We start from the raw sequence: 18,945 nt of genomic DNA, 5'->3' as shown, positions 1-18,945 counted from the left end.
CCCCCCCCCCCCCCCCCCCCCCCCCCCCCCCCCCCCCCCCCCCCCCCCCCCCCCCCCCCCCCCCCCCCCCCCCCCCCCCCCCCCCCCCCCCCCCCCCCCCCCCCCCCCCCCCCCCCCCCCCCCGCCCTCGCTCAGCGGCTCGGCGGGAGCCCGCGGGGGGACGGGCCTCCTGCTACTGCGCCTGGGGCCGGTCGGCCGACTGGTCCTGGCGCTGCTCGACCGAGTCGGGAACAGACGTGCCCTGCTCGATCGCGCCGGCGGCGGACGTGCCCTCGACGGCCGGTGCGTTCCCGCCCAAGGAGGCGCGGATCTGGTCCAGGCGGGAAGCGCCGGCGACGTCGAGCGTCGCCTTCTGCACCTCGAGCATCCGGCCCTCCACGGAGGTCTGCGCCAGTTCGGCCTGACCGAGCGCGTTGGCGTACCGGGCCTCGATCTTGTCGCGGACCTCCGACAACGACGGCGTGTTGCCCGGCGCGGAGAGCTCGTTGACCTGGCGCAGGGAGTCGGCGACGTGCTCCTGCATCTTGGCCTGCTCGAGCTGGCTCATCAGCTTGGTCCGCTCGGCCAGCGTCGTCTGCAGCCGCATGCGGGACTGCTCCACGGCGCCACGGGCCTGCTCGGCGGCCTGCAGTGCCTCGTCGTGGCTGCGCTTGAGGTCCTCCATCGACTGCTCGGCCGCCACCAGCTGGGTGGCGAACGCCTGGGCGGCCTGCTCGTACTCGGCGGCCTTGGCCGCGTCCCCCTTGCCCCGCGTCTGGTCGGCGAGGACCAGGGCCTGACGGGCGGAGGCCTGAAGCTTCTCCACCTCGGACAGCTGCCGGTTGAGCCGCATCTCCAGCTGCCGCTGGTTGCCCAGGACGGCGGCAGCCTGGTTGGCCAGCGACTGGTGGCGCTGCTGCTCGGCCTCGATGGCCTGCGCGATCTGGATCTTCGGGTCCGCCCGCTGGTCGATCTGGGCGTTGGCCGACGCGGTGAGGTACTTCCACAGCTTCACGAACGGATTGGGCATGGGGTCCTCCTGCTCCGGCGTGGAAGCCGGCCCGGCGATGCTCGTCACCCAGCATCGTCCCAGGTGATCACCGTCGGGAGCCAACGCGGGCGCGGCACCGGGCGGCGCGGCTAGGGTTTCCGGCGTGCAGCCCGCCGGTCCGATCCTCTGCGTCCTCGGTGAGCTGGTCGTCGACCTGCTGCCCGTTCCCGAAACCGACGCGGGCCCGGAGGGCACCGCGCCGCACTACGTCGCCCGGCCCGGCGGCAACGCCCTCAACGTCGCCGTCGCCGCCGGCCGGCTCGGCGCCCCGGTCCGGCTGCTGGCCCGGCTGGGGACCGGGCCGCTGGCCGGGCACCTGCGCCGGCACGCCGAGCTGTCCGGCGTGGACACCGCAGGCTTCGTCGAGGCCGTGGAGCCGGTGAGCCTGGCGGTCGTCGGCCTGGGTGGCGACGGCTCCCCCGACTACGGCTTCCACGTGCTGGGCGCCGCGGACTGGCAGTGGACCGACGACGAGCTGGCGCGAGCCCTCCCCGGTTGGGTGGGCGCCCTGCACGTGGGCTCGATCTCCAGTTGGACCGAGCCCGGCAGCGGCGCCATCGCCCGGTTGGTCGAGCGGCTCTCGGGCGAGGCGCTGATCAGCGTCGACCCGAACATCCGGCCGATGCTGGCCGAGGGCCCGGTCGGCGGCAGTCTCGGCAACGACCGGCCGTCGGTCATCCGGCGGTTGGACGAGCTGGTGTCCCGTGCGGACGTGGTGAAGGTCAGCGCCGAGGATCTCGCCTGGCTGGAGCCGGAGACCACGGACCTCGACGACGCGGCACACCGCTGGGGGCAGCGGGGCCCGGCCCTCGTCGTCCTGACCGACGGCGGCGCACCGCTGCGGATCGCGCGCCCCGGCCGGCCGGTGCTCCACCGGGAGAGCCCGCGCGTCGACGTCGTCGACACCGTCGGCGCAGGCGACTCGCTGGCGGCCGGCCTGCTCACCGGACTGCTCGCCACCGGCACCACCACCCGTCGTTCGCTGGCGGAGCTGCCCGACCAGGAGCTGCTGGCCCTGGTCGACGACGCGGCGCTGGTCGCGGCGCTGAACTGCACCCGCGTGGGCGCCGATCCCCCGACGCGGGAGGAGCTGGCCGCCGCCCGGGACCGCCGGTGACCGGCGACGGTCTCCGGCTGGTCGGCTTCGAGGAGCTTTCCGCCGGGGCGCTGCGCGGCCGGCTGCTGGCCCGCCGCGCCGAGTTCTGGGCCGGGTCCCCGCTGGCCGACGACGCGGTGGTGGCCCTGCACGACCCGGTGTTCTTCCACCAGCTCGGCGGCTTCGGCGCCGCCGCGCTCACGCCTGAGGACGAGGACGCCGGCTACCTGCTGGGCGTGGTGAGCGCCGACCGGCTCGCCGTCGTCCAGGCCGTGGCCGTGCACCCCGGACGGCGGGCCAGCGGCGTCGCGACCCGGCTGCTCCAGCGGTTCACCGACCTCGCCGCCGGCGTCGGGGCGCGGGCCGTGCAGGCCGTGGCCCTTCCCGGTGACGCGGGCGCCGCCGCGCTGGCCGCGCGTCTCGGAGCCACCACAGCTCCGTCCCCGGGGCACGGCGGGCCCGGCGACGACCGGGTGGTCTTCACCCGCGGCCTTCCCGTGCGCTGAGCGGTTCAGCCCGCGGGCTGCAGGAGCTGCGCCACGAGCAGGGCGTGCCGCCGCCGCTGCGTCGTCGGCCCGGGCTGGAGCACCACGCCCAGCAGCCACCGGGCAGCCAGTTCCGCGCCGTCGCCATCGATGTGCAGCGCGGCGGCCAGCCGCCCGCTGAGCTCCGCCCAGCCGCTGGCGTCGGCGGTCAGCAGCGCGACCAGGCCCTCCGGCTCGGTCTCCGCCATCCGGCGCAGCACCGGGTGGGTGGCGAGCTCGTCGGCGAGCGCGGCGAGGGCCACGGGAACGGGGAGGGCTTCCGCCAGGTCGGTGAGCCGCTGCAGCTCGGCGCCCAGCAGGGCACGCGCCACCTCGTCCTTGGTCCGGAAGTGGTTGTAGAGCGTGGCCCTGGCGACCCCCGCGGCGGCGGCCACCGACTGCATGGTGCTGCGGCGGGGACCGTGGTCGGCGAAGGCGCGGGCGGCACCGTCGAGCAGCCCCGCCCGGGTGCGGTTGACGACGCCCCGGGTGCGCCCGCCGGTGGTCAGGCGGCCAGCGAGACGGCGTCGCGCCGCCGGGCGGTGCGGCCCTGCTGCGTGGCGCCGACGAGCGCCAGCGCGGGCTCGGCGGCAGCGTCGGCCTGCGCGGGGACGGCGGCGACCTCGCCGGAGGCGGCGATCGGGTGGATCCCACCGCCGGCGGCCGCGCCGCGCAGCTCGAGGCTCACCTCGGCGAGCAGGTCGGCCAGCTCCACCTCGAGGGCCTCGCAGATGGAGGCGAGCAGCTCGGAGGAGGCCTCCTTCTGCCCCCGCTCCACCTCGGAGAGGTAGCCCAGGCTGACCCGGGCGGCACCGGAGACGTCGCGCAACGTGCGGTGCTGACGCAGCCGGTGGCCGCGCAGCGTGTTCCCGAGCTGGGTGCGCAGCAGCATCATGGCCGTCTCCTGTCCTGCGAGCGGGGAAGCGGCGGTGCCGTCAGGCACCGTGCGCTCACGGTACGCGGCGCGTGCGCCGTCAGCCCACCGACGGGGCCGAGTCCGCTCATGGCGTAACGCCCGCTGCCGGGGTGTCGTTCCCGCTGGTCGGGTCGCGCAGCCGGTCCAGCAGGGCGGCGAACGCGGTGGCGACCGCGGCGCCGCGCACGGCCGCGCGGTCCCCGGGTAGGTCGAGCTCGGCCACGTCGGTGCGCGCGCCGTCGCTGAGCCCCAGGTAGACCCGCCCCGGGCGGTGCCCGTCCACCGGGTCGGGGCCGGCGACGCCGGTGAGGCCGACGCCCCAGCCGGCCGCGCACCGCTCGCGGATGCCCTCGGCGAGCGCGGCGGCCGTCTGCCGGCTGACCGGCCCGTGCGCGGCCAGCAGGTCGGCCGGCACCCCGGCGAGGGCGGTCTTGAGGTCGGTGGCGTAGACGACGGCTCCCCCGCGCAGCGTGGCGCTCGCGCCCGGGACCGAGGCGAGGGTGGCGCAGAACAGGCCGGCGGTGAGCGACTCCGCCGCGGCGACGGTCACCCCGCGCGTCAGCAGCGCCCGGTGCACCTCGGCCGCGAGCGATTCCAGCGCGGTCCGGTCGGCCGGCGTGCCCATCGGTTCAGGCGGCGGTGTCGGTACGGGTGCCGGTGCTCGGCCCCGCCGCCCGTCGCGCGGTGGCGGCACGCATGGCGCGGGCGCTGGTCTGGCGGAGGGTGACCGCCCGGTAGACGTAATCCAGCCCGGTGAGCACGGTCAGCACCACGGCGGCGGCCATCACCCACCAGCGGGTGGTGGCCAGGGCCCCGGTCAGCGGCAGGATGTACAACGCGATCGCCAGCGACTGGAGCACGGTCTTGGCCTTGCCGCCCCGGCTGGCCGCGATGACGCCGTGCCGGATGACCCAGAGCCGCAGCAGGGTCACCCCCACCTCGCGCACCAGGATCACCGCCGTCACCCACCACGGCAGCAGCGCCAGCACCGACAGCCCGATGAGCGCGGTGCCGGTGAGCGCCTTGTCCGCGATGGGGTCGGCGAGCGTGCCGAACTCGGTGACCTGACCGGTCCGCCGGGCGATCATCCCGTCGTAGCGGTCGGTGAGGATCGCCAGACCGAAGACCAGCGTCGCCCAGTAGCGGCTGGTGTCGTCGAGGCTGTCGTCCCGCAGCAGCAGGACGGCGAAGACGGGGACGACCGCCAGCCGCAGCACCGTGAGGGCATTGGGCAGGTTGACCAGGCGCACCGACCGCGGAGTCGTGGCTGCCGGGTCGGGGGCGGCGTCGGTCACCTGGGTCACCGCCCGGCCGCGGGGACGGCGGCCGCGGGGACGCCGGCGACCAGGTCGACGCCCTCGGTGCCGACCACCTCGGCGGTCACCAGCTGCCCGGCGACCGCACCGTCCGGCACGTCGGTCACCGTGGTGGTGCCGTCGGCGTCCGGATCCTGGTGGCCGGCGTGCCCGCGCCAGGCGCCGGGGCCGTCGGTGGCGGAGAGGTCCTCGGTGAGCAGCACCTCGACCTGCTCGCCGATCCGGTCCTCGGCGCGCTGGGCCGTCAGCTCCTCGACCAGGTCGGTGATCCGCCGGACGCGTGCGCCGATCTCGGCCTGGTCCAGCTTTCCGTCCAGCCGCATCGCCTCGGTGCCCTCCTCGTCGGAGTAGCCGAACACACCGACCGCGTCGAGGCGGCCCTCGGTGAGGAAGCGCTCGAGCTCCGCGACGTCCTCCTCGGTCTCCCCCGGGAAGCCGAGGATGACGTTGGTGCGGAAACCGGCGCCGGGCGCCAGGCTACGGGCCCGCTCGATGGTGCGCAGGAAGTCGTCGGTGCCACCGAACCGGCGCATGCGCCGCAGCAGGGTTGGCGAGGAGTGCTGGAACGACAGGTCGAAGTACGGCGCGACGCCGCCGGTGTCGGCGATCACCTCCAGCAGACCCGGGCGCAGCTCGGCCGGCTGCAGGTAGGCCACCCGCACCCGGACGATGCCCTCGACCGCCGCCAGCTGGGGCAACAGCTTCTCCAGCGACCGCAGGTCGCCGAGGTCCTTGCCGTAGGACGTCGAGTTCTCGCTGACCAGCACCAGCTCGGTGACGCCCTGGGAGGCCAGCCAGTGCGCCCCGGAGAGCACCTCGGCGGGCGGACGCGAGACGAACGCGCCGCGGAAGGTCGGGATCGCGCAGAACGCGCAGCGCCGGTCGCAGCCCGATGCGAGCTTCAGCGCCGCGGACGGACCCGAGGCGAGCCGGCGGCGGCGCAGCCAGTCGTGCCCGGGGAGAGCCGGCGCGGCGTCGTCCACCCGGCCGCCTGCGCCGGCGAGGACCGCCGACCGCTCGACCGGGCTGATCGGCAGCAGCGTGCGGCGGTCGCGCGGGGTGTGCGGCGCGAGGGGACGGCCGGCGAGGACGTCGTCGAGACGGTCCCCGATCGCCGAGTAGTCGTCGAAGCCCAGCACGGTGGCCTCCGGCAGTGCACCGGCGAGCTCGGAGCCGTAGCGCTCGGCCATGCAGCCGACGGCGACCACGGAGGCACCGGAGTCGGTCGCGGCGAGGATCGCGTCGACGGAGTCCTTCTTGGCGGTCTCGATGAACCCGCAGGTGTTGACCAGGACCGCGTCGGCACCTTCGGCGTCCTCGACGAGCTGGTAGCCCTCCGCGGCCAGCCGGCCGGCCAGCTCCTCCGAGTCGACCTCGTTGCGTGCGCAGCCGAGCGTCACCACGGCCACGGTCCGGGCAGGGCTGGGCGCGGCTGTCACCCGGCCATCGTAGGCGAAGGACCCTCGTGCCCCCCGACCCTCGCACGCTCGGGCCGGGACCCTGCACGAGGGCCGTTCCAGATCGTCACGTTCCGCCGCGCAGGGTGAACAGCGTGGCCTCGAGCTCGTCGGGCTTGACCAGGACGTCGCGGGCCTTGGAGCCCTCGGAGGGGCCGACGATGCCTCGGCTCTCCATGAGATCCATGAGCCGCCCGGCCTTCGCGAACCCGACCCGCAGCTTGCGCTGCAGCATCGACGTCGACCCGAACTGGCTGGTGACGATCAGCTCGACCGCCTGCACCAGCAGGTCCAGGTCACCGCCGATGTCCTCGTCGATCTCCTTCTTCTCACCGGCGCTGCCCGCGGAGAAGACCTCCTCGCGGTACTCCGGCTCGGCCTGCCGCTTGGTGAACTCGACGACGGCCTCGATCTCGGCGTCGGTGACGAAGGCGCCCTGGACGCGCATCGGCTTGCCGGCGCCGATGGGCATGAACAGGGCGTCACCCATGCCGATGAGCTTCTCCGCGCCCGGCTGGTCGAGGATGACCCGGCTGTCGGTGAGGCTGGAGGTCGAGAAGGCCAGCCGCGACGGCACATTCGCCTTGATCAGGCCGGTGACGACGTCGACCGAGGGGCGCTGCGTGGCCAGGATCAGGTGGATGCCGGCGGCACGGGCCTTCTGGGTGATCCGGACGATGTGCTCCTCGACGTCCCGCGGCGCGACCATCATCAGATCGGCGAGCTCGTCGACGATCGCGAGGATGTACGGGTAGGGCCGGTAGACCCGCTCGCTGCCGGGCGGCGCGGTGATCTCACCCTTCTCGACCTTGCGGTTGAAGTCGTCGATGTGCCGGACGCCGGTGGACTTCATGTCCTGGTAACGCTGCTCCATCTCCTCGACCAGCCAGGCCAGCGCGGTGGCGGCCTTCTTGGGGTCGGTGATGATCGGCGTGATCAGGTGCGGGATGCCGTCATAGGGCGTCAGCTCGACCATCTTCGGGTCGACCAGGATCATCCGGAGCTGGTCCGGCGTCGCCCGCAGCAGCAGCGAGGTCAGGATCGAGTTGACGCAGCTGGACTTGCCGGCACCGGTGGCACCGGCGACCAGCAGGTGCGGCATCTTCGCCAGGTTGGCGCAGACGAACCCGCCCTCGATGTCCTTGCCGAGGCCGACCAGCATCGGGTGCGGGTCCTGCTTGGCCGCCTGCGAGCGCAGCACGTCGCCGAGGCTGACCTTCTCGCGGTCGGTGTTGGGCACCTCGATGCCGACGGCGGACTTGCCGGGGATCGGCGCCAGGATGCGGATGTTGTCGTTGGCCACCGCGTAGGCCATGTTGCGGGTCAGCGCGGTGATCTTCTCGACCTTCACGCCCTGCCCGAGCTCGACCTCGTAGCGGGTGACCGTCGGGCCACGGGTGAAGCCCGTGACGGCGGCGTCGATGCTGAACTGCTCCAGGACACCGCTGATCGCGGCGATCGCGACGTCGTTGGCCTTCGAGCGGGCGCGCGGCGGGTCGCCGGGACGCAGGGTCGACAGCGCCGGCAGCACGTAGTCGCCCTCGACCGGCTGGATCGACAGCTGCTCCGGCTCGGTGATCGGCGGGAGCTCCTCCGGCGGGGAGGTGCGGTCGACGACCGACGGCCGCGCGGCCGGCACCGGCGGCGGGGGCGCCAGCACGGTGTGCTCCGGGTCGGTGGTGCGGGTGGCCTCGGGGGCGTCGGCGTACGCGGCGTGGTCGATCGGGCCGGTGGTGAGCAGGTCCTCGGACACGGAGCGCCGGCGCGACCGGCGGCTGACCGGCGCCTCCTCGGGCTCCTCGTCGTCGTGGTCGCCGTACCCGTCCTCGTCGTACTCGTCGCGGCCGAGCAGCCGGTCGGTGAACTCCCGCAGCCGCTCGGGGATCTGGTGCACCGGCGTGGCGGTGATGACCAGCAGCCCGAAGAAGGCCAGCAGCACGAGCAGGACGACGGTGACCACCGCGCCCACCCCGGCGGTCAGTGGCGTGCCGACGGCCCAGCCGACGAGTCCCCCGGAGCCGGGCCGGCCGGCCTGCGGATCGGCCGGCGTGCCGACGATGTGCGCGATGCCGAGCACGGAGGCGACCGTGCACAACCAGCCGATGACCAGGCGGCCACGCGCTTCGGGGCGGGGCCCGCGGCGCAGCAGTCGCAGGGCCGCGAAGAACAGGACGACGGGCAGCGCCATGACCAGGGAGCCGATGACCCAGCGCACCGCGTCGGTCAGCCCGGCACCGACCGGTCCGATCCCGTTGCCCCAGGCGGCGGCCCCCAGCACGATCGCGAGGCCGAGCACCGCCAGCCCGACCCCGTCGCGCCGGTGCTCCGGCGCGAGCGGCTCGGCCTCCTCGGGCCGGGCGACCGAGCGGGCGAGCCCGCCGGCGCCGCGGGCCAGCAGGTTCCAGCCGCCGCTGGCGATCCGCCACAGCGAGGGACCCGACGACGGCTTCTTCTTGGCCGGCGGGCGCCGGTTGGGAGCCCGCTTGGTGGCGGGCCCCTTCTTGCTCGCCGCCGCCGTCGAACCCGATCGGCTGCGGGTCGCGGCCGGCCGACGGTTCGACGTGGTGCGGGCAGGCATGCGTCAGACCGTAATCCCGAGGACGGTCCCGGCCGGGCAGGCCGGGCGTCGTGTCCCGCGCCCGCGGCCCATCTCATAACGTCACAGGCATGAGCACCCCGCTCCCCTTCGGCAGCTGGCCCACCCCCATCACCTCCGAGCTGGTGGTCCGCACCGCGGCAGCCCTGGGCGAGGTCCTCGTCGACGGCGACGACGTCTGGTGGTCCGAGGCGCGGCCCGACGAGGGCGGCCGGTCGGTGATCGTGCGGCGGTCCGGCGACGGCACGGTGGCCGACGCGCTGCCCGCCCCCTGGAACGCGCGCACCCGGGTGCACGAGTACGGCGGGGGTGCCTGGACCGTCTCGGGCGGCACGCTCTGGTTCACCCACTTCTCGGACCAGCGGCTGTACCGACTGGACGCAGGGGCGGACGCCCCCGTCGCCGTCGCCCCGGAGCCGGCGCTGCCCGCCGGGGTCCGGTACGCGGACCTGGAGGCCGGGCCCGCGGGGCTGCTCGCGGTCCGGGAGACGCATGCCGCGTCGGGCGCCGCGGCCGACGTCGTCAACGAGATCGTCCGGATCGCGGCGGACGGCGACACCGAGGTGCTGGTCTCCGGGCCGGACTTCGTCTCCGACCCGCGCCGCTCCCCCGACGGGTCCGCGCTGGCCTGGCTGCAGTGGGACCACCCCGCCATGCCCTGGGACGCCGCGCAACTGGTGGTCCGCGACGCCACCGGCGCCGAGACGGTCGTCGCCGGCGGCCCGGGAGAGTCCGTGGTCCAGCCGGTGTGGGCGCCCGACGGCTCCTTGTGGTTTCTCTGCGACCGCACCGATGTCTGGTCGCTGTACCGGTGGCGTCCGAAGGGCGACACCGAGCTGGTCCTCGACGTGGGCACCGACATCGCGGGCCCGCAGTGGCGGTTCGGCGCCAGCCGGTTCGCCCTGCTCGACGACGGGCGGATCGTCCTGGCCTACGGCCGGGACGGGGTCGACCGGCTCGCCGTCCTCGCCGCCGACGGCGCGCCACGCGAGCTGGACGTCCCCTACGCCTCGTTCGCGTACCTCCGGGCGCAGGGCACGTCGGTCGTGTGCGCGGCCGGCGGACCGGCGGCCGAGCCGGTGGTGCTGCGCGCCCCCACCGACGGCGGCGACGCCGAGGTGCTGCGCCCCGCGCGCGACCTCGGGCTGGACCCGGCGTGGTTCGCCCGGCCCGAGTTCCGCACCTTCGCGACGCCCGACGACGGCACCGGCATCCCGGTGGCGCACGCCGTCGTCTACCCGCCGACGAACCCCGAGGCGACCGCCCCCGACGGGGAGCTGCCACCGCTGGTGGTCATGGTCCACGGCGGGCCGACGTCCAGCCACAGCCGCGTGCTGAACCTGGAGATCCAGTACTTCACCGCCCGCGGGTTCTGCGTCGCGCACGTCGACTACCGCGGCTCCACCGGCTACGGCCGCCGCTACCGCGACGCCCTGCAGGGGCGGTGGGGCGTGGTCGACCTCGACGACGTGGTCGCCTGCGCCCGCTCCCTCGCCGACGCCGGCCGGGTCGACCCGGCCCGCATGGCGATCCGCGGCGGCTCGGCCGGCGGGTACACCACCCTCGCCGCCCTGGCCATGCGCCCCGGCGTCTTCACCGCCGGCGCCAGCCACTTCGGAGTCGCCGACCTCGCCGCGCTCGCGGCCGAGACGCACAAGTTCGAGTCCCGCTACCTCGACGGACTGATCGCACCCTGGCCCGAGGGCGCCGCCGTCTACGCCGAGCGGTCGCCGGTCAACCACGTCGACACCCTCGACACCCCGCTGGCGGTCTTCCAGGGCGATGAGGACGCCGTCGTACCGCCGTCGCAGGCGGAGGCCATCGTGGCGGCCCTGCGGGCGAACGGCGTGCCGCACGCCTACCTGCTCTTCGCGGGTGAGCAGCACGGCTTCCGCAAGGCGGAGAACATTAGGGCGGCCCTGGACGGCGAGCTGTCCTTCTACGCCCAGGTGTGGGGCTTCGACCTGCCGGAGGACGAGGGGATCACGCCGATCGAGCTCATCCGGTAGGGGGCAGTGTGCCTCGAGGGTGCGTTCCGGTGTTCAGAACGCGCCCTCGAGGCGCATCTCCCGTGCGCCCTCGAGGCACATGGCCCGTGGTCGGCGAGCCGCTCGGAGCCGTCAGACCTCGAGCACCGTCGGGATGATCATCGGGCGGCGGCGGTGCTTGTCCGACACCCACTTGCCGACGGTGCGCCGGATGATCTGGGACAGCCGGTGTGCGTCGACGCCGTCGTCGGCCAGCGCCCGCTTGAGGTTGTCCTCGACCAGCGCCAGCACCTCGTCGAAGGCCGACGGGTCGTCGGAGAAGCCCTTGGTGGACAGGTGGACCGGCCGCACGATCGTCCTGGTGGACGGCTCGATCACCACGGTCAGCGACACGAAGCCCTCGTCGCCGAGGATGCGGCGGGCCTGCAGCGACTCCTCGCCGACGTCGCCGACGTTGAGCCCGTCGACGTAGACGTCACCGATCGGCACCGACCCGACGATCGAGGCCTTGCCGTCGACGAGGTCCACGACCACGCCGTCCTCGGCCAGGAGGATGCGGTCGGTGCTCATGCCCGTCTCCTCGGCGAGCTTGGCGTGCGCCCGCAGGTGCCGCCACTCGCCGTGCACCGGCATCAGGTAGTGCGGCTTGGCGACGTTGAGCAGCGTGCGCAGCTCGCCGGCCGGGGCGTGCCCGGAGACGTGCACGCGGGCGGTCTCCTTGTGCACGACCGTGGCACCGAGCCGCGCCAGGCCGTTGATGACCTTGTAGACGGCGGTCTCGTTGCCCGGCACCAGGGAGGAGGCGAGGACGACGGTGTCACCGGCCTCGATGGTCACCTGGTGGTGGTCGCCGCGGGCCATGCGACCCAGCGCGGAGAGCGGCTCGCCCTGCGAGCCGGTGCTGACCAGGACGACCTGCTCGGGCGGCATCTTCGCCGCGTCGTCCAGGGAGACCATGAGGCCGGGTGCCACCCGCAGCAATCCCAGGTCGCGGGCCACGCCCATGTTGCGGACCATCGAGCGGCCCACCAGCGCCACCTTGCGGCCGTGCTTGTCCGCGCAGTCGAGCACCTGCTGGATCCGGTGCACGTGGCTGGCGAAGCTGGAGACGATCAGTCGCTGCGAGGCGCGGGCGAAGACGTCGTCGAGCACCGGACCGATGCTGCGCTCGGGCGTGACGAAGCCGGGCACCTCGGCGTTGGTGGAGTCGGCCAGCAGCAGGTCGATGCCCTCGACGCCCAGCCGGGCGAACGCCCCCAGATCGGTGAGCACACCGTCCAGGGGCAGCTGGTCCATCTTGAAGTCGCCGGTGTGCACCAGCAGGCCCGCCGGGGTGTTCACGGCGACGGCGAGCGCGTCGGGGATCGAGTGGTTCACCGAGATGAACTCGCAGTGGAACGGCCCCGCCAGGTGGTCGTCGCCGGCGGCGACCTCGACCAGGGTCGCGTCCAGCCGGTGTTCGCGGAGCTTGGCCGCGACCAGCGCGAGGGTGAACCGCGAGCCGACCAGCGGGATGTCCTCGCGCAGCCGCAGCAGGTAGGGGATGGCCCCGATGTGGTCCTCGTGCCCGTGGGTGAGGACGACGGCGACGATGTCGTCGAGCCGGTGCTCGATGACACCGAAATCGGGCAGGATGAGGTCGACCCCCGGCTGCTCGGCCTCCGGGAAGAGGACGCCGCAGTCGATGACCAGCAGCTTTCCGTCGAACTCGAGCACGGCCATGTTGCGGCCGATCTCGCCGAGCCCGCCGAGGGCCATCACGCGCAGCCCGCCCTCGGGCAGCGGCGGGGGGGCCTTGAGATCGAGGTGCGGTTGGGTGACCTGACCACTCACAGGGTTACGCCTCCAGCGGCGAGGTCGTCGCGCAGCTGCGCGAACTGTTCGGGGGTGGCGTCGACCAGCGGTGGCCGGACCGGTCCGGCCGGCAGGCCGAGCGCGTTGAGCGCGGCCTTCACCGTGATGACGCCCTGGGTGCGGAAGATACCGGTGTAGACCGGCAGCAGGCTGTCGTTGATCTCGCGGGCCTTCACCAGGTCCCCGCCCTCGACAGCGGCGATCAGCTCGACCAGGCGGGGGCCGACCACGTGGCTGACGACGCTCACCATGCCGACGCCGCCCAGCGCGAGGATCGGCAGGTTCAGCATGTCCTCGCCGCTGTAGTAGGCGAGGTCGGTACGGGCCATCGTCCAGGCCATGGCGCCGAGGTCGGCCTTGGCGTCCTTCACCGCGACGATCCGCGGGTGCTCCGCCGCGCGCACCAGGGTCTCCACCTCGATGGGCGTGCCGGTGCGCACCGGGATGTCGTAGAGCATCACCGGGAGGTCGGTGCTGTCGGCCACCGAGGTGAAGTGGCGGAGCAGGCCGGCCTGCGGAGGCCGGCTGTAGTACGGCGTCACGACCAGGAGGCCGTGGACGCCGAGCTCGGCCGCCGCCCGGGCCTTGTCGATCGAGTGGGCGGTGTCGTAGGTCCCGACGCCGGCGACGACCGTGGCGCGGTCGCCGACGGCGTCCAGCACCACCTCGAGGACGGCGCGCTGCTCGGCGTCGCTGATCGTCGGCGACTCACCCGTCGTACCGAACACGACCAGCCCGTCGTTGCCACCCCGGTCGACCAGGTGCGCGGCCAGCTCCTGGGCTCCGGCCAGGTCGATCGACCCGTCCTCGGCCAGCGGGGTGACCATCGCCGTGAGGAGGCGCCCGAACGGCCGGGCGGGGTCGGTGGTCATGAGGAGAATCTACCCAGCGGAGGGAACTGATTCCCTCACGTACTCCGACACCGCGAACCGCAGCCCGGACGACGACGTCGTCCACCCCTCGACCGGCGCCCGCGACACGCGGCGCCACCTGGGCCCGGGCGCCGGCGCCCAGGTGTCGCCCGCGACGTGGACGTCGACGTCGGTGATCACCAGCCGGTCGGCGTGCGGCAGGAAGGCGGCGTAGACCTCTCCCCCGCCGATCACCCAGCACGGGTGGTGTTCGGCGAGGACCGCCTCCACCGACGCAGCACGGTACGCCCCGTCGGCCGACCACGCCGGGTCCGACGTCAGGACGACGTTGCGCCGGCCCGGCAGCGGGCGGAAGCGCTCGGGCAGCGACTCCCAGGTGCGCCGGCCCATCACGACGGTCGAGCCCGTCGTCAGCTGCCGGAACAGCGCGAGGTCCTCGGGCAGGTGCCACGGCAGGCCGCCGTCGGCCCCGATCACCCCGTCGCGGGCCTGCGCCCAGATGAGCGAGACGCTCACACCGCCACGGCTGCCCGGATCACGGGGTGGTGTCGGTAGTCGCGCACCGAGAAATGCTCGTAGGTGTAGTCGAACAGCGAGGGGGCCGCGGCCAGGTCCAGCGCCGGGAAGGGCAGCACCTCGCGGGAGAGCTGCTCGGTCACCTGCGCGACGTGGTTGTTGTAGATGTGGCAGTCGCCGCCCACCCAGACGAAGTCGCCGGGCGCCAGCCCCACCTGGGCGGCGATCATCCGGGTGAGGAGGGCGTAGCTGGCGATGTTGAACGGCACGCCGAGGAACATGTCGGCGCTGCGCTGGTAGAGCTGGCAGGAGAGCTTGCCGTCGGCCACGTAGAACTGGAAGAAGGCGTGGCAGGGCGCCAGCGCCATGTCGGGCAGGGCGGCGACGTTCCAGGCCGAGACGATCATGCGGCGGCTGTCGGGGTCGGTGCGCAGCGTGTCCAGCAGCTGCGCGATCTGGTCGACGTGCCCGCCGTCGGGCGTCGGCCAGGACCGCCACTGCACGCCGTACACCGGGCCGAGCTCGCCCTCCGGGGACGCCCACTCGTCCCAGATCGTGACGCCGTTCTCCCGCAGCCAGCCGACGTTGCTGTCCCCGCGCAGGAACCACAGCAGCTCGACGGCGATCGACTTGAAGTGGACCTTCTTCGTCGTCACCAGGGGGAAGGTCTCCGACAGGTCGTACCGGAGCCGCTCGCCGAAGAGGCTGACGGTGCCGGTGCCCGTCCGGTCGTCCTTGGGCGTCCCCTGCTCCAGGATGCGCCGGAGGAGGTCCTCGTACTGCGTGTCGATCGGAGCTGCCACGGACCCGAGGGTACGGCGGACCGGGGACCGTTCCGGAAGCCCCGCGACGGCCGGTGCCAGAGGTGCGGCCGAGGCGCTCAGCCCTCGGTGACGAACGGGCTGGCGGCGACCTCGGTGCCGTCGGCCAGCGTGCTGATCCGGAAGTCGCCGAACACGTTGGGCGCGATCCGGTGCAGCTCGCGCAGGCAGGCGACCGCGAGCTCGCGGAGCTCGACGTCGGCGTGCTCGCTGGCCCGCATGGCGACGAAGTGGCGCCACGCGCGGTAGTTCCCGGTGACGACGATCCGCGTCTCGGTCCCGTTGGGAAGCACCGAGCGCGCGGCCTGGAGCGCCTGCCTGCGACGCAGGGTCGTGTGGGGGACGTCGGCGAGGCGCTCCGCCAGGCCCTGCAGCAGGTCGTCGTAGGCGGCGCGGGCGGCGTCGGTCGCCGAGACGAACCGGGCGTGCAACTCCGGGTCCTCGGCGATGACGGCCGGCTCGACGACGGCGGCGTCGCGCTCCGGCACGTGGCGCTGGGACAGCTGGCTGTAGGAGAAGTGCCGGTGGCGGACCAGCTCGTGGGTGAGCGACCGGGAGACGCCGGACAGGTACATGCTCACCGTGCCGTGCTCGAGCACCGCCAGGTGCCCGACCTCGAGGATGTGCCGCAGGTAGCCGGCGTTGGTCGCCGTCGCCGGGTTGGGCTTTCCCCACGACTCGTAGCAGGCCCGGCCGGCGAACTCGGCGAGCGCCTGGCCGCCGTCGGCGTCGGTCTCCCAGGGCACGTCCGCCGGGGGGACGAACTGCGTCTGCGCGATGACCTGGACTCGGAGCGGCACTACCGGGGGCACGCTTGGGAGCGTACGGCGGCCTCCGGTCCGTCTCCCGCCGCCGGACCGGCCGCCCGGCAGACTGGGCCGCGTGGACTGGCTGCGCGTGCTGTTCACCGTCGCCGGTGGTCTCCTGCTGCTCTGGTTGCTGACGCTGGCCCTGCTGTGGCGCGACCGCCCGGACGGGCTGACCGTGCGTGACTCGCTGCGCCTGCTGCCCGACCTCCTGCGGCTGGTGCGCCGCCTCGCGGCCGACCGGTCGCTCCCCCGCGCGGTGCGCGTGCGCCTGTGGCTGCTGCTCGCCTACCTGCTGTCGCCGGTGGACCTGGTGCCCGACGTCGTCCCGGTGCTCGGCTACGCCGACGACGTGGTCGTGACGGCGTGGGCGCTGCGCTCGGTGGTGCGCCGGGCCGGGTACGACCCGCTGGTGCGGCACTGGCCCGGTCAGGCGGCGGGACTCGCCGTCGTCCGACGGCTGGCCGGCCTCACCCCTCCGCCCTCACCGCCCGGGTGAGGTGCGGCGCGAGGTCGCCCCGGTCGGCGACGACGACGTCGCCGAGGCCCATCCAGTCCGCCATGAGGCGCAGCTCGGCGGCGAGCGCCTCCGCCACGATCCCGGGGTCGGCGTGCTCCTCGGCGTGCGCGGCCTGGACGCGCAGCACCCCGGTTCGCCGGTCCGCCTTCGGGTCCACCCGCGCCACCAGCCGGTCGCCGAGCAGGAATGGCAGCACGTAGTAGCCGTGCACCCGCTTCGCCGCGGGCGTGTAGATCTCCAGCCGGTAGCGGAACCGGAACATCCGCTCCACCCTCGGGCGCTCCCACACCAAGGAGTCGAACGGGCTGAGCAGGGCACGCGCCCGGATCCACCGGGGACGCCGGGCCGCCGGGTGCAGCCACGCGGGGCGCCCCCAGCCGGCCACCTCGACCGGCAGCAGCTCCCCGGCGTCGGCCAGCTCGGTGATCGCGGCCCGGGCGTCGGCGGGGGTCAGCCGGAAGTAGTCACGCAGATCGGTCTCGGTCGCCACACCCAGCGCCCGGGCAGCGGTGCGGACCAGCTCGCGGACCGCGTCGGCGCGCGCCGGGGTGGGGGCGTGCAGCACCTCCGCGGGCAGTACGCGCTCGGGCAGGTCGTAGACGCGTTCGAAGCCGGCGGTCCGCGCGGTGGCGGTGAGCGCGCCGGTGAAGAAGAGGTACTCCAGCGCGGCCTTGCCGGCGTGCCAGTTCCACATGCTGCCCGGGCGGTTCGGCCGCTCCTCCTGCAGGTGGCTTGCCTTGAGCGGGCCGTCGGTGCGGACCCGCTCCAGCAGCGAGGCCACGTACTCCGGCCGCTCACGCTGGACCCGGATCATCGACCCCCAGGCCTCCTGCTCGGCGGCGGCCATGCGCCAGCGCAGGAAGGGGTGCAGGTGGACCGGCAGGAAGGAGGCCTCGTGCGCCCAGTACTCGAACAGGTCGTGGCGCCGGTTGGACAGCGCGTCCAGAGCGGCCCGCGGATAGGGGCCCAGCCGGCTGAAGGCAGGCAGGTAGTGCGACCGGGACAGCACGTTCACCGAGTCGATCTGGACGACGCCGAGCCGATCGGTGAGCCGGCGCAGCTGCCGGGTGCCCGCCGGTGTGGCCGGTCGCGGCTCGGCGAACCCCTGCGCGGCCAGCGCGATGCGCCGGGCCAGCGCGGCCGGCAGCCGTTCGACGGGGCTCACGTCCGCCGATCCTCCCCGCCCGGTACGAAGCCCGCCGAGCCGGCCCGCGCGGCCTACGCTGCCCGGGTGACCTCGGATCTCCCCTTTCCACGACGCACGGGGTCCGCGGACGTCTCGGTGCGGGCGGCCCGGCCCGACGACGCCGCCGCCATCGCGCGGGTCCAGGGCATCACCTGGCGCACGGCCTACCGCGCCGTGCTGCCCGCCGAGATCCTCGACGCCTGGGACGAGCCGGCCGTCGCCGCCTCGTGGCAGGCCGCGGTCACGTCGCCACCCTCCACGTCCCACCGGGTGCTGGTGGCCGTCGAGAAGGACGTCGTCGTGGGGTTCGCCGCGGTCGCCGTCGGCGCCGGCGTGGGGGAGGTGACCACCCTGCTCGTGGAGCCCCGTTGGGGCAGGCGCGGGCACGGCAGCCGGCTGCTCGCCGCCGCCACCGACCTGGCGTCCGCCGACGGCGCCCGACGCCTCGAGGTGTGGCTGGCGGAGTCCGACCGGGCCTCGGCGGACTTCTACGAGTCGGCCGGCTGGGCTCCCGACGGGTGGGCGCGGACGCTGGACACCGGAGACGCACCGCTGCGGGAACTGCGCTGGTACACCGTCCTCGGCGACGAGGAGGGAAGCAGACCGTGAGCTTCGCCGGCTTCCCCGACGAGGGACTGGTCTTCTACGAGGGCCTCGAGGCGGACAATTCGAAGATCTACTGGACGACGCGCAAGGCCGACTACGACACCTCCATCCGCATCCCGATGCAGGCGCTCGTCGACGAGCTCGCGCCCCAGTTCGGCGCGGGGAAGCTGTTCCGGCCGTACCGCGACGTGCGGTTCAGCCGCGACAAGACTCCCTACAAGACCCACCAGGGCGCGGTGGTGAACCCGGAGGGTCGGGGAGCGGGCGCCTGGTACGTGCAGGTCGACGCCGACGGGCTGATGGTCGCGGGCGGGTGCTGGCGGCTGGAGTCCGACCAGATCGCCCGCTACCGGCGGGCCGTCGCCGACCCGGTGCAGGGCCCCATGCTTGCGGCGGAGATCGACCGTCTCGCGGCGTCGGGCTGGGAGATCGCCGGCGATCGGCTCGTCCGCGTGCCCGCCGGCTACTCCTCCCACGACGAGCGCGTCGACCTGCTCAAGCACAAGGCGCTGCATGCCACCCGCCGGTGGACACCCGTGGACTGGCTGCACACCCGCCAGGCGCTGCACCGCGTACAGCAGTCCTGGCGCGAGCTGGAGACGCTCAACGCCTGGCTGGCCCACAACGTCGGCGCGACCACCAAAAAGCCCCGTCCGCACCGCTGACCGCGCGCCGTCGCCTGCGGCCGGGCGCGGCCGCGGCGAGGGAGCGGGCAACGCACGAAGGGGCCCCAGCACGGATGCTGGGGCCCCTTCGGGAATGGTTGTCCGGCGGCGTCCTACTCTCCCACCCCGTCTCCAGGGCAGTACCATCGGCGCTGAAAGGCTTAGCTTCCGGGTTC

19 protein-coding genes and 1 rRNA gene are annotated in these 18,945 nt (G+C 74.2%); 6 read left to right on the top strand and 14 right to left on the bottom strand.

Features of this window, described 5'->3' with window-relative positions; genetic code table 11:
• Positions 1–172: 172 nt before the first annotated feature.
• Positions 173–1,009 carry a PspA/IM30 family protein gene (locus ACI791_RS17765; protein WP_456587243.1) on the bottom strand — a complete coding sequence of 279 codons (837 nt, stop codon included), beginning with the start codon at positions 1,007–1,009 and terminating at the stop codon, positions 173–175.
• 124 nt (positions 1,010–1,133) lie between these two features.
• Between ACI791_RS17765 and ACI791_RS17760 the strand changes: the two genes are divergently transcribed.
• Complete coding sequence (locus ACI791_RS17760) at positions 1,134–2,147, top strand: PfkB family carbohydrate kinase (protein WP_456587242.1); 1,014 nt, start codon at positions 1,134–1,136, stop codon at positions 2,145–2,147.
• A complete protein-coding gene (locus ACI791_RS17755; RefSeq protein WP_456587241.1) occupies positions 2,144–2,632 on the top strand; it encodes a GNAT family N-acetyltransferase in 489 nt (162 codons plus the stop codon). Before ACI791_RS17760 ends, ACI791_RS17755 begins: the two co-directional genes overlap by 4 nt.
• A 5-nt stretch (positions 2,633–2,637) precedes the next feature.
• On the opposite strand, the gene ACI791_RS17750 is transcribed toward ACI791_RS17755, so the two are convergent.
• From ACI791_RS17750 to ACI791_RS17725, 6 genes are all read right to left on the bottom strand, one after another.
• Positions 2,638–3,108 carry a TetR family transcriptional regulator gene (locus ACI791_RS17750; RefSeq protein WP_456587244.1) on the bottom strand — a complete coding sequence of 157 codons (471 nt, stop codon included), beginning with the start codon at positions 3,106–3,108 and terminating at the stop codon, positions 2,638–2,640.
• A 47-nt stretch (positions 3,109–3,155) separates the two neighbouring features.
• On the bottom strand, positions 3,156–3,545 hold the full coding sequence (locus tag ACI791_RS17745) for a helix-turn-helix domain-containing protein (protein WP_456587240.1): 390 nt from the start codon (positions 3,543–3,545) through the stop codon (positions 3,156–3,158).
• 106 nt (positions 3,546–3,651) lie between these two features.
• Complete coding sequence (locus ACI791_RS17740) at positions 3,652–4,191, bottom strand: CinA family protein (protein WP_456587239.1); 540 nt, start codon at positions 4,189–4,191, stop codon at positions 3,652–3,654.
• A 4-nt stretch (positions 4,192–4,195) separates the two neighbouring features.
• Entirely contained in the window at positions 4,196–4,861 is a 666-nt protein-coding gene (gene pgsA, locus ACI791_RS17735; RefSeq protein ID WP_456587238.1) for a CDP-diacylglycerol--glycerol-3-phosphate 3-phosphatidyltransferase, read from the bottom strand.
• 5 nt (positions 4,862–4,866) lie between these two features.
• Complete coding sequence (locus ACI791_RS17730) at positions 4,867–6,321, bottom strand: MiaB/RimO family radical SAM methylthiotransferase (protein WP_456587237.1); 1,455 nt, start codon at positions 6,319–6,321, stop codon at positions 4,867–4,869.
• A gap of 85 nt (positions 6,322–6,406) precedes the next feature.
• The gene (locus tag ACI791_RS17725) at positions 6,407–8,917 is read right to left on the bottom strand and encodes a DNA translocase FtsK 4TM domain-containing protein (protein WP_456587236.1); all 2,511 of its coding nucleotides are present in this window, start codon (positions 8,915–8,917) and stop codon (positions 6,407–6,409) included.
• A gap of 89 nt (positions 8,918–9,006) precedes the next feature.
• On the opposite strand from ACI791_RS17725, the gene ACI791_RS17720 reads away from it, so the two are divergent.
• Positions 9,007–10,944 carry a prolyl oligopeptidase family serine peptidase gene (locus ACI791_RS17720; RefSeq protein ID WP_456587235.1) on the top strand — a complete coding sequence of 646 codons (1,938 nt, stop codon included), beginning with the start codon at positions 9,007–9,009 and terminating at the stop codon, positions 10,942–10,944.
• A 111-nt stretch (positions 10,945–11,055) separates the two neighbouring features.
• Here the strand turns inward: ACI791_RS17720 and ACI791_RS17715 are convergent, their stop codons facing one another.
• The 5 genes from ACI791_RS17715 to thyX all read right to left on the bottom strand — a co-directional run bounded on the left by ACI791_RS17715 (position 11,056) and on the right by thyX (position 15,786).
• Positions 11,056–12,756, bottom strand: a complete 1,701-nt coding sequence (locus ACI791_RS17715; RefSeq protein WP_456587234.1) for a ribonuclease J — start codon at positions 12,754–12,756, stop codon at positions 11,056–11,058.
• Complete coding sequence (gene dapA / locus ACI791_RS17710; protein WP_456587233.1) at positions 12,753–13,649, bottom strand: 4-hydroxy-tetrahydrodipicolinate synthase; 897 nt, start codon at positions 13,647–13,649, stop codon at positions 12,753–12,755. Before dapA ends, ACI791_RS17715 begins: the two co-directional genes overlap by 4 nt.
• A gap of 9 nt (positions 13,650–13,658) precedes the next feature.
• Positions 13,659–14,165, bottom strand: coding sequence for a dihydrofolate reductase (locus ACI791_RS17705; RefSeq protein WP_456587232.1), 507 nt, complete (start codon positions 14,163–14,165; stop codon positions 13,659–13,661).
• Positions 14,162–14,968, bottom strand: a complete 807-nt coding sequence (locus ACI791_RS17700) for a thymidylate synthase (RefSeq protein WP_456587231.1) — start codon at positions 14,966–14,968, stop codon at positions 14,162–14,164. The genes ACI791_RS17705 and ACI791_RS17700 overlap by 4 nt, the downstream gene beginning before the upstream one ends.
• A 77-nt stretch (positions 14,969–15,045) precedes the next feature.
• Entirely contained in the window at positions 15,046–15,786 is a 741-nt protein-coding gene (gene thyX / locus ACI791_RS17695) for an FAD-dependent thymidylate synthase (RefSeq protein ID WP_456587230.1), read from the bottom strand.
• 82 nt (positions 15,787–15,868) lie between these two features.
• Between thyX and ACI791_RS17690 the strand changes: the two genes are divergently transcribed.
• Positions 15,869–16,291, top strand: a complete 423-nt coding sequence (locus tag ACI791_RS17690; RefSeq protein WP_456587229.1) for a DUF1232 domain-containing protein — start codon at positions 15,869–15,871, stop codon at positions 16,289–16,291.
• Here ACI791_RS17690 and ACI791_RS17685 read toward each other — a convergent pair.
• Positions 16,263–17,477: a winged helix-turn-helix domain-containing protein gene (locus tag ACI791_RS17685; RefSeq protein WP_456587228.1), complete on the bottom strand. Its 1,215-nt coding sequence runs from the start codon at positions 17,475–17,477 to the stop codon at positions 16,263–16,265. The two genes, ACI791_RS17690 and ACI791_RS17685, sit on opposite strands and share 29 nt — an antisense overlap.
• 66 nt (positions 17,478–17,543) lie before the next feature.
• Here ACI791_RS17685 and ACI791_RS17680 point away from each other — a divergent pair, with 66 nt between their 5' ends.
• Complete coding sequence (locus tag ACI791_RS17680; protein WP_456587227.1) at positions 17,544–18,107, top strand: N-acetyltransferase family protein; 564 nt, start codon at positions 17,544–17,546, stop codon at positions 18,105–18,107.
• Positions 18,104–18,769 (top strand): DUF2461 domain-containing protein, encoded by a 666-nt coding sequence (locus ACI791_RS17675; RefSeq protein WP_456587226.1) that lies wholly within the window; start codon positions 18,104–18,106, stop codon positions 18,767–18,769. Before ACI791_RS17680 ends, ACI791_RS17675 begins: the two co-directional genes overlap by 4 nt.
• A 100-nt stretch (positions 18,770–18,869) precedes the next feature.
• Here ACI791_RS17675 and rrf read toward each other — a convergent pair.
• A 5S ribosomal RNA gene (gene rrf / locus ACI791_RS17670) occupies positions 18,870–18,945 on the bottom strand; the annotation flags it as partial.

This window comes from Blastococcus sp. SYSU DS0973 (assembly GCF_054051055.1).
Note: the sequence above shows the minus strand (reverse complement) of the source record. Positions and strands in the feature narration are given on the sequence as shown.

Coding starts and splice junctions, on each gene's coding strand:
- ACI791_RS17765 (WP_456587243.1), bottom strand. CDS start 1,009: ATGCCCAATCCGTTCGTGAAGCTGTGGAAGTACCTCACCGCGTCGGCC.
- ACI791_RS17745 (WP_456587240.1), bottom strand. CDS start 3,545: ATGATGCTGCTGCGCACCCAGCTCGGGAACACGCTGCGCGGCCACCGG.
- ACI791_RS17740 (WP_456587239.1), bottom strand. CDS start 4,191: ATGGGCACGCCGGCCGACCGGACCGCGCTGGAATCGCTCGCGGCCGAG.
- ACI791_RS17725 (WP_456587236.1), bottom strand. CDS start 8,917: ATGCCTGCCCGCACCACGTCGAACCGTCGGCCGGCCGCGACCCGCAGC.
- ACI791_RS17720 (WP_456587235.1), top strand. CDS start 9,007: ATGAGCACCCCGCTCCCCTTCGGCAGCTGGCCCACCCCCATCACCTCC.
- dapA (WP_456587233.1), bottom strand. CDS start 13,649: ATGACCACCGACCCCGCCCGGCCGTTCGGGCGCCTCCTCACGGCGATG.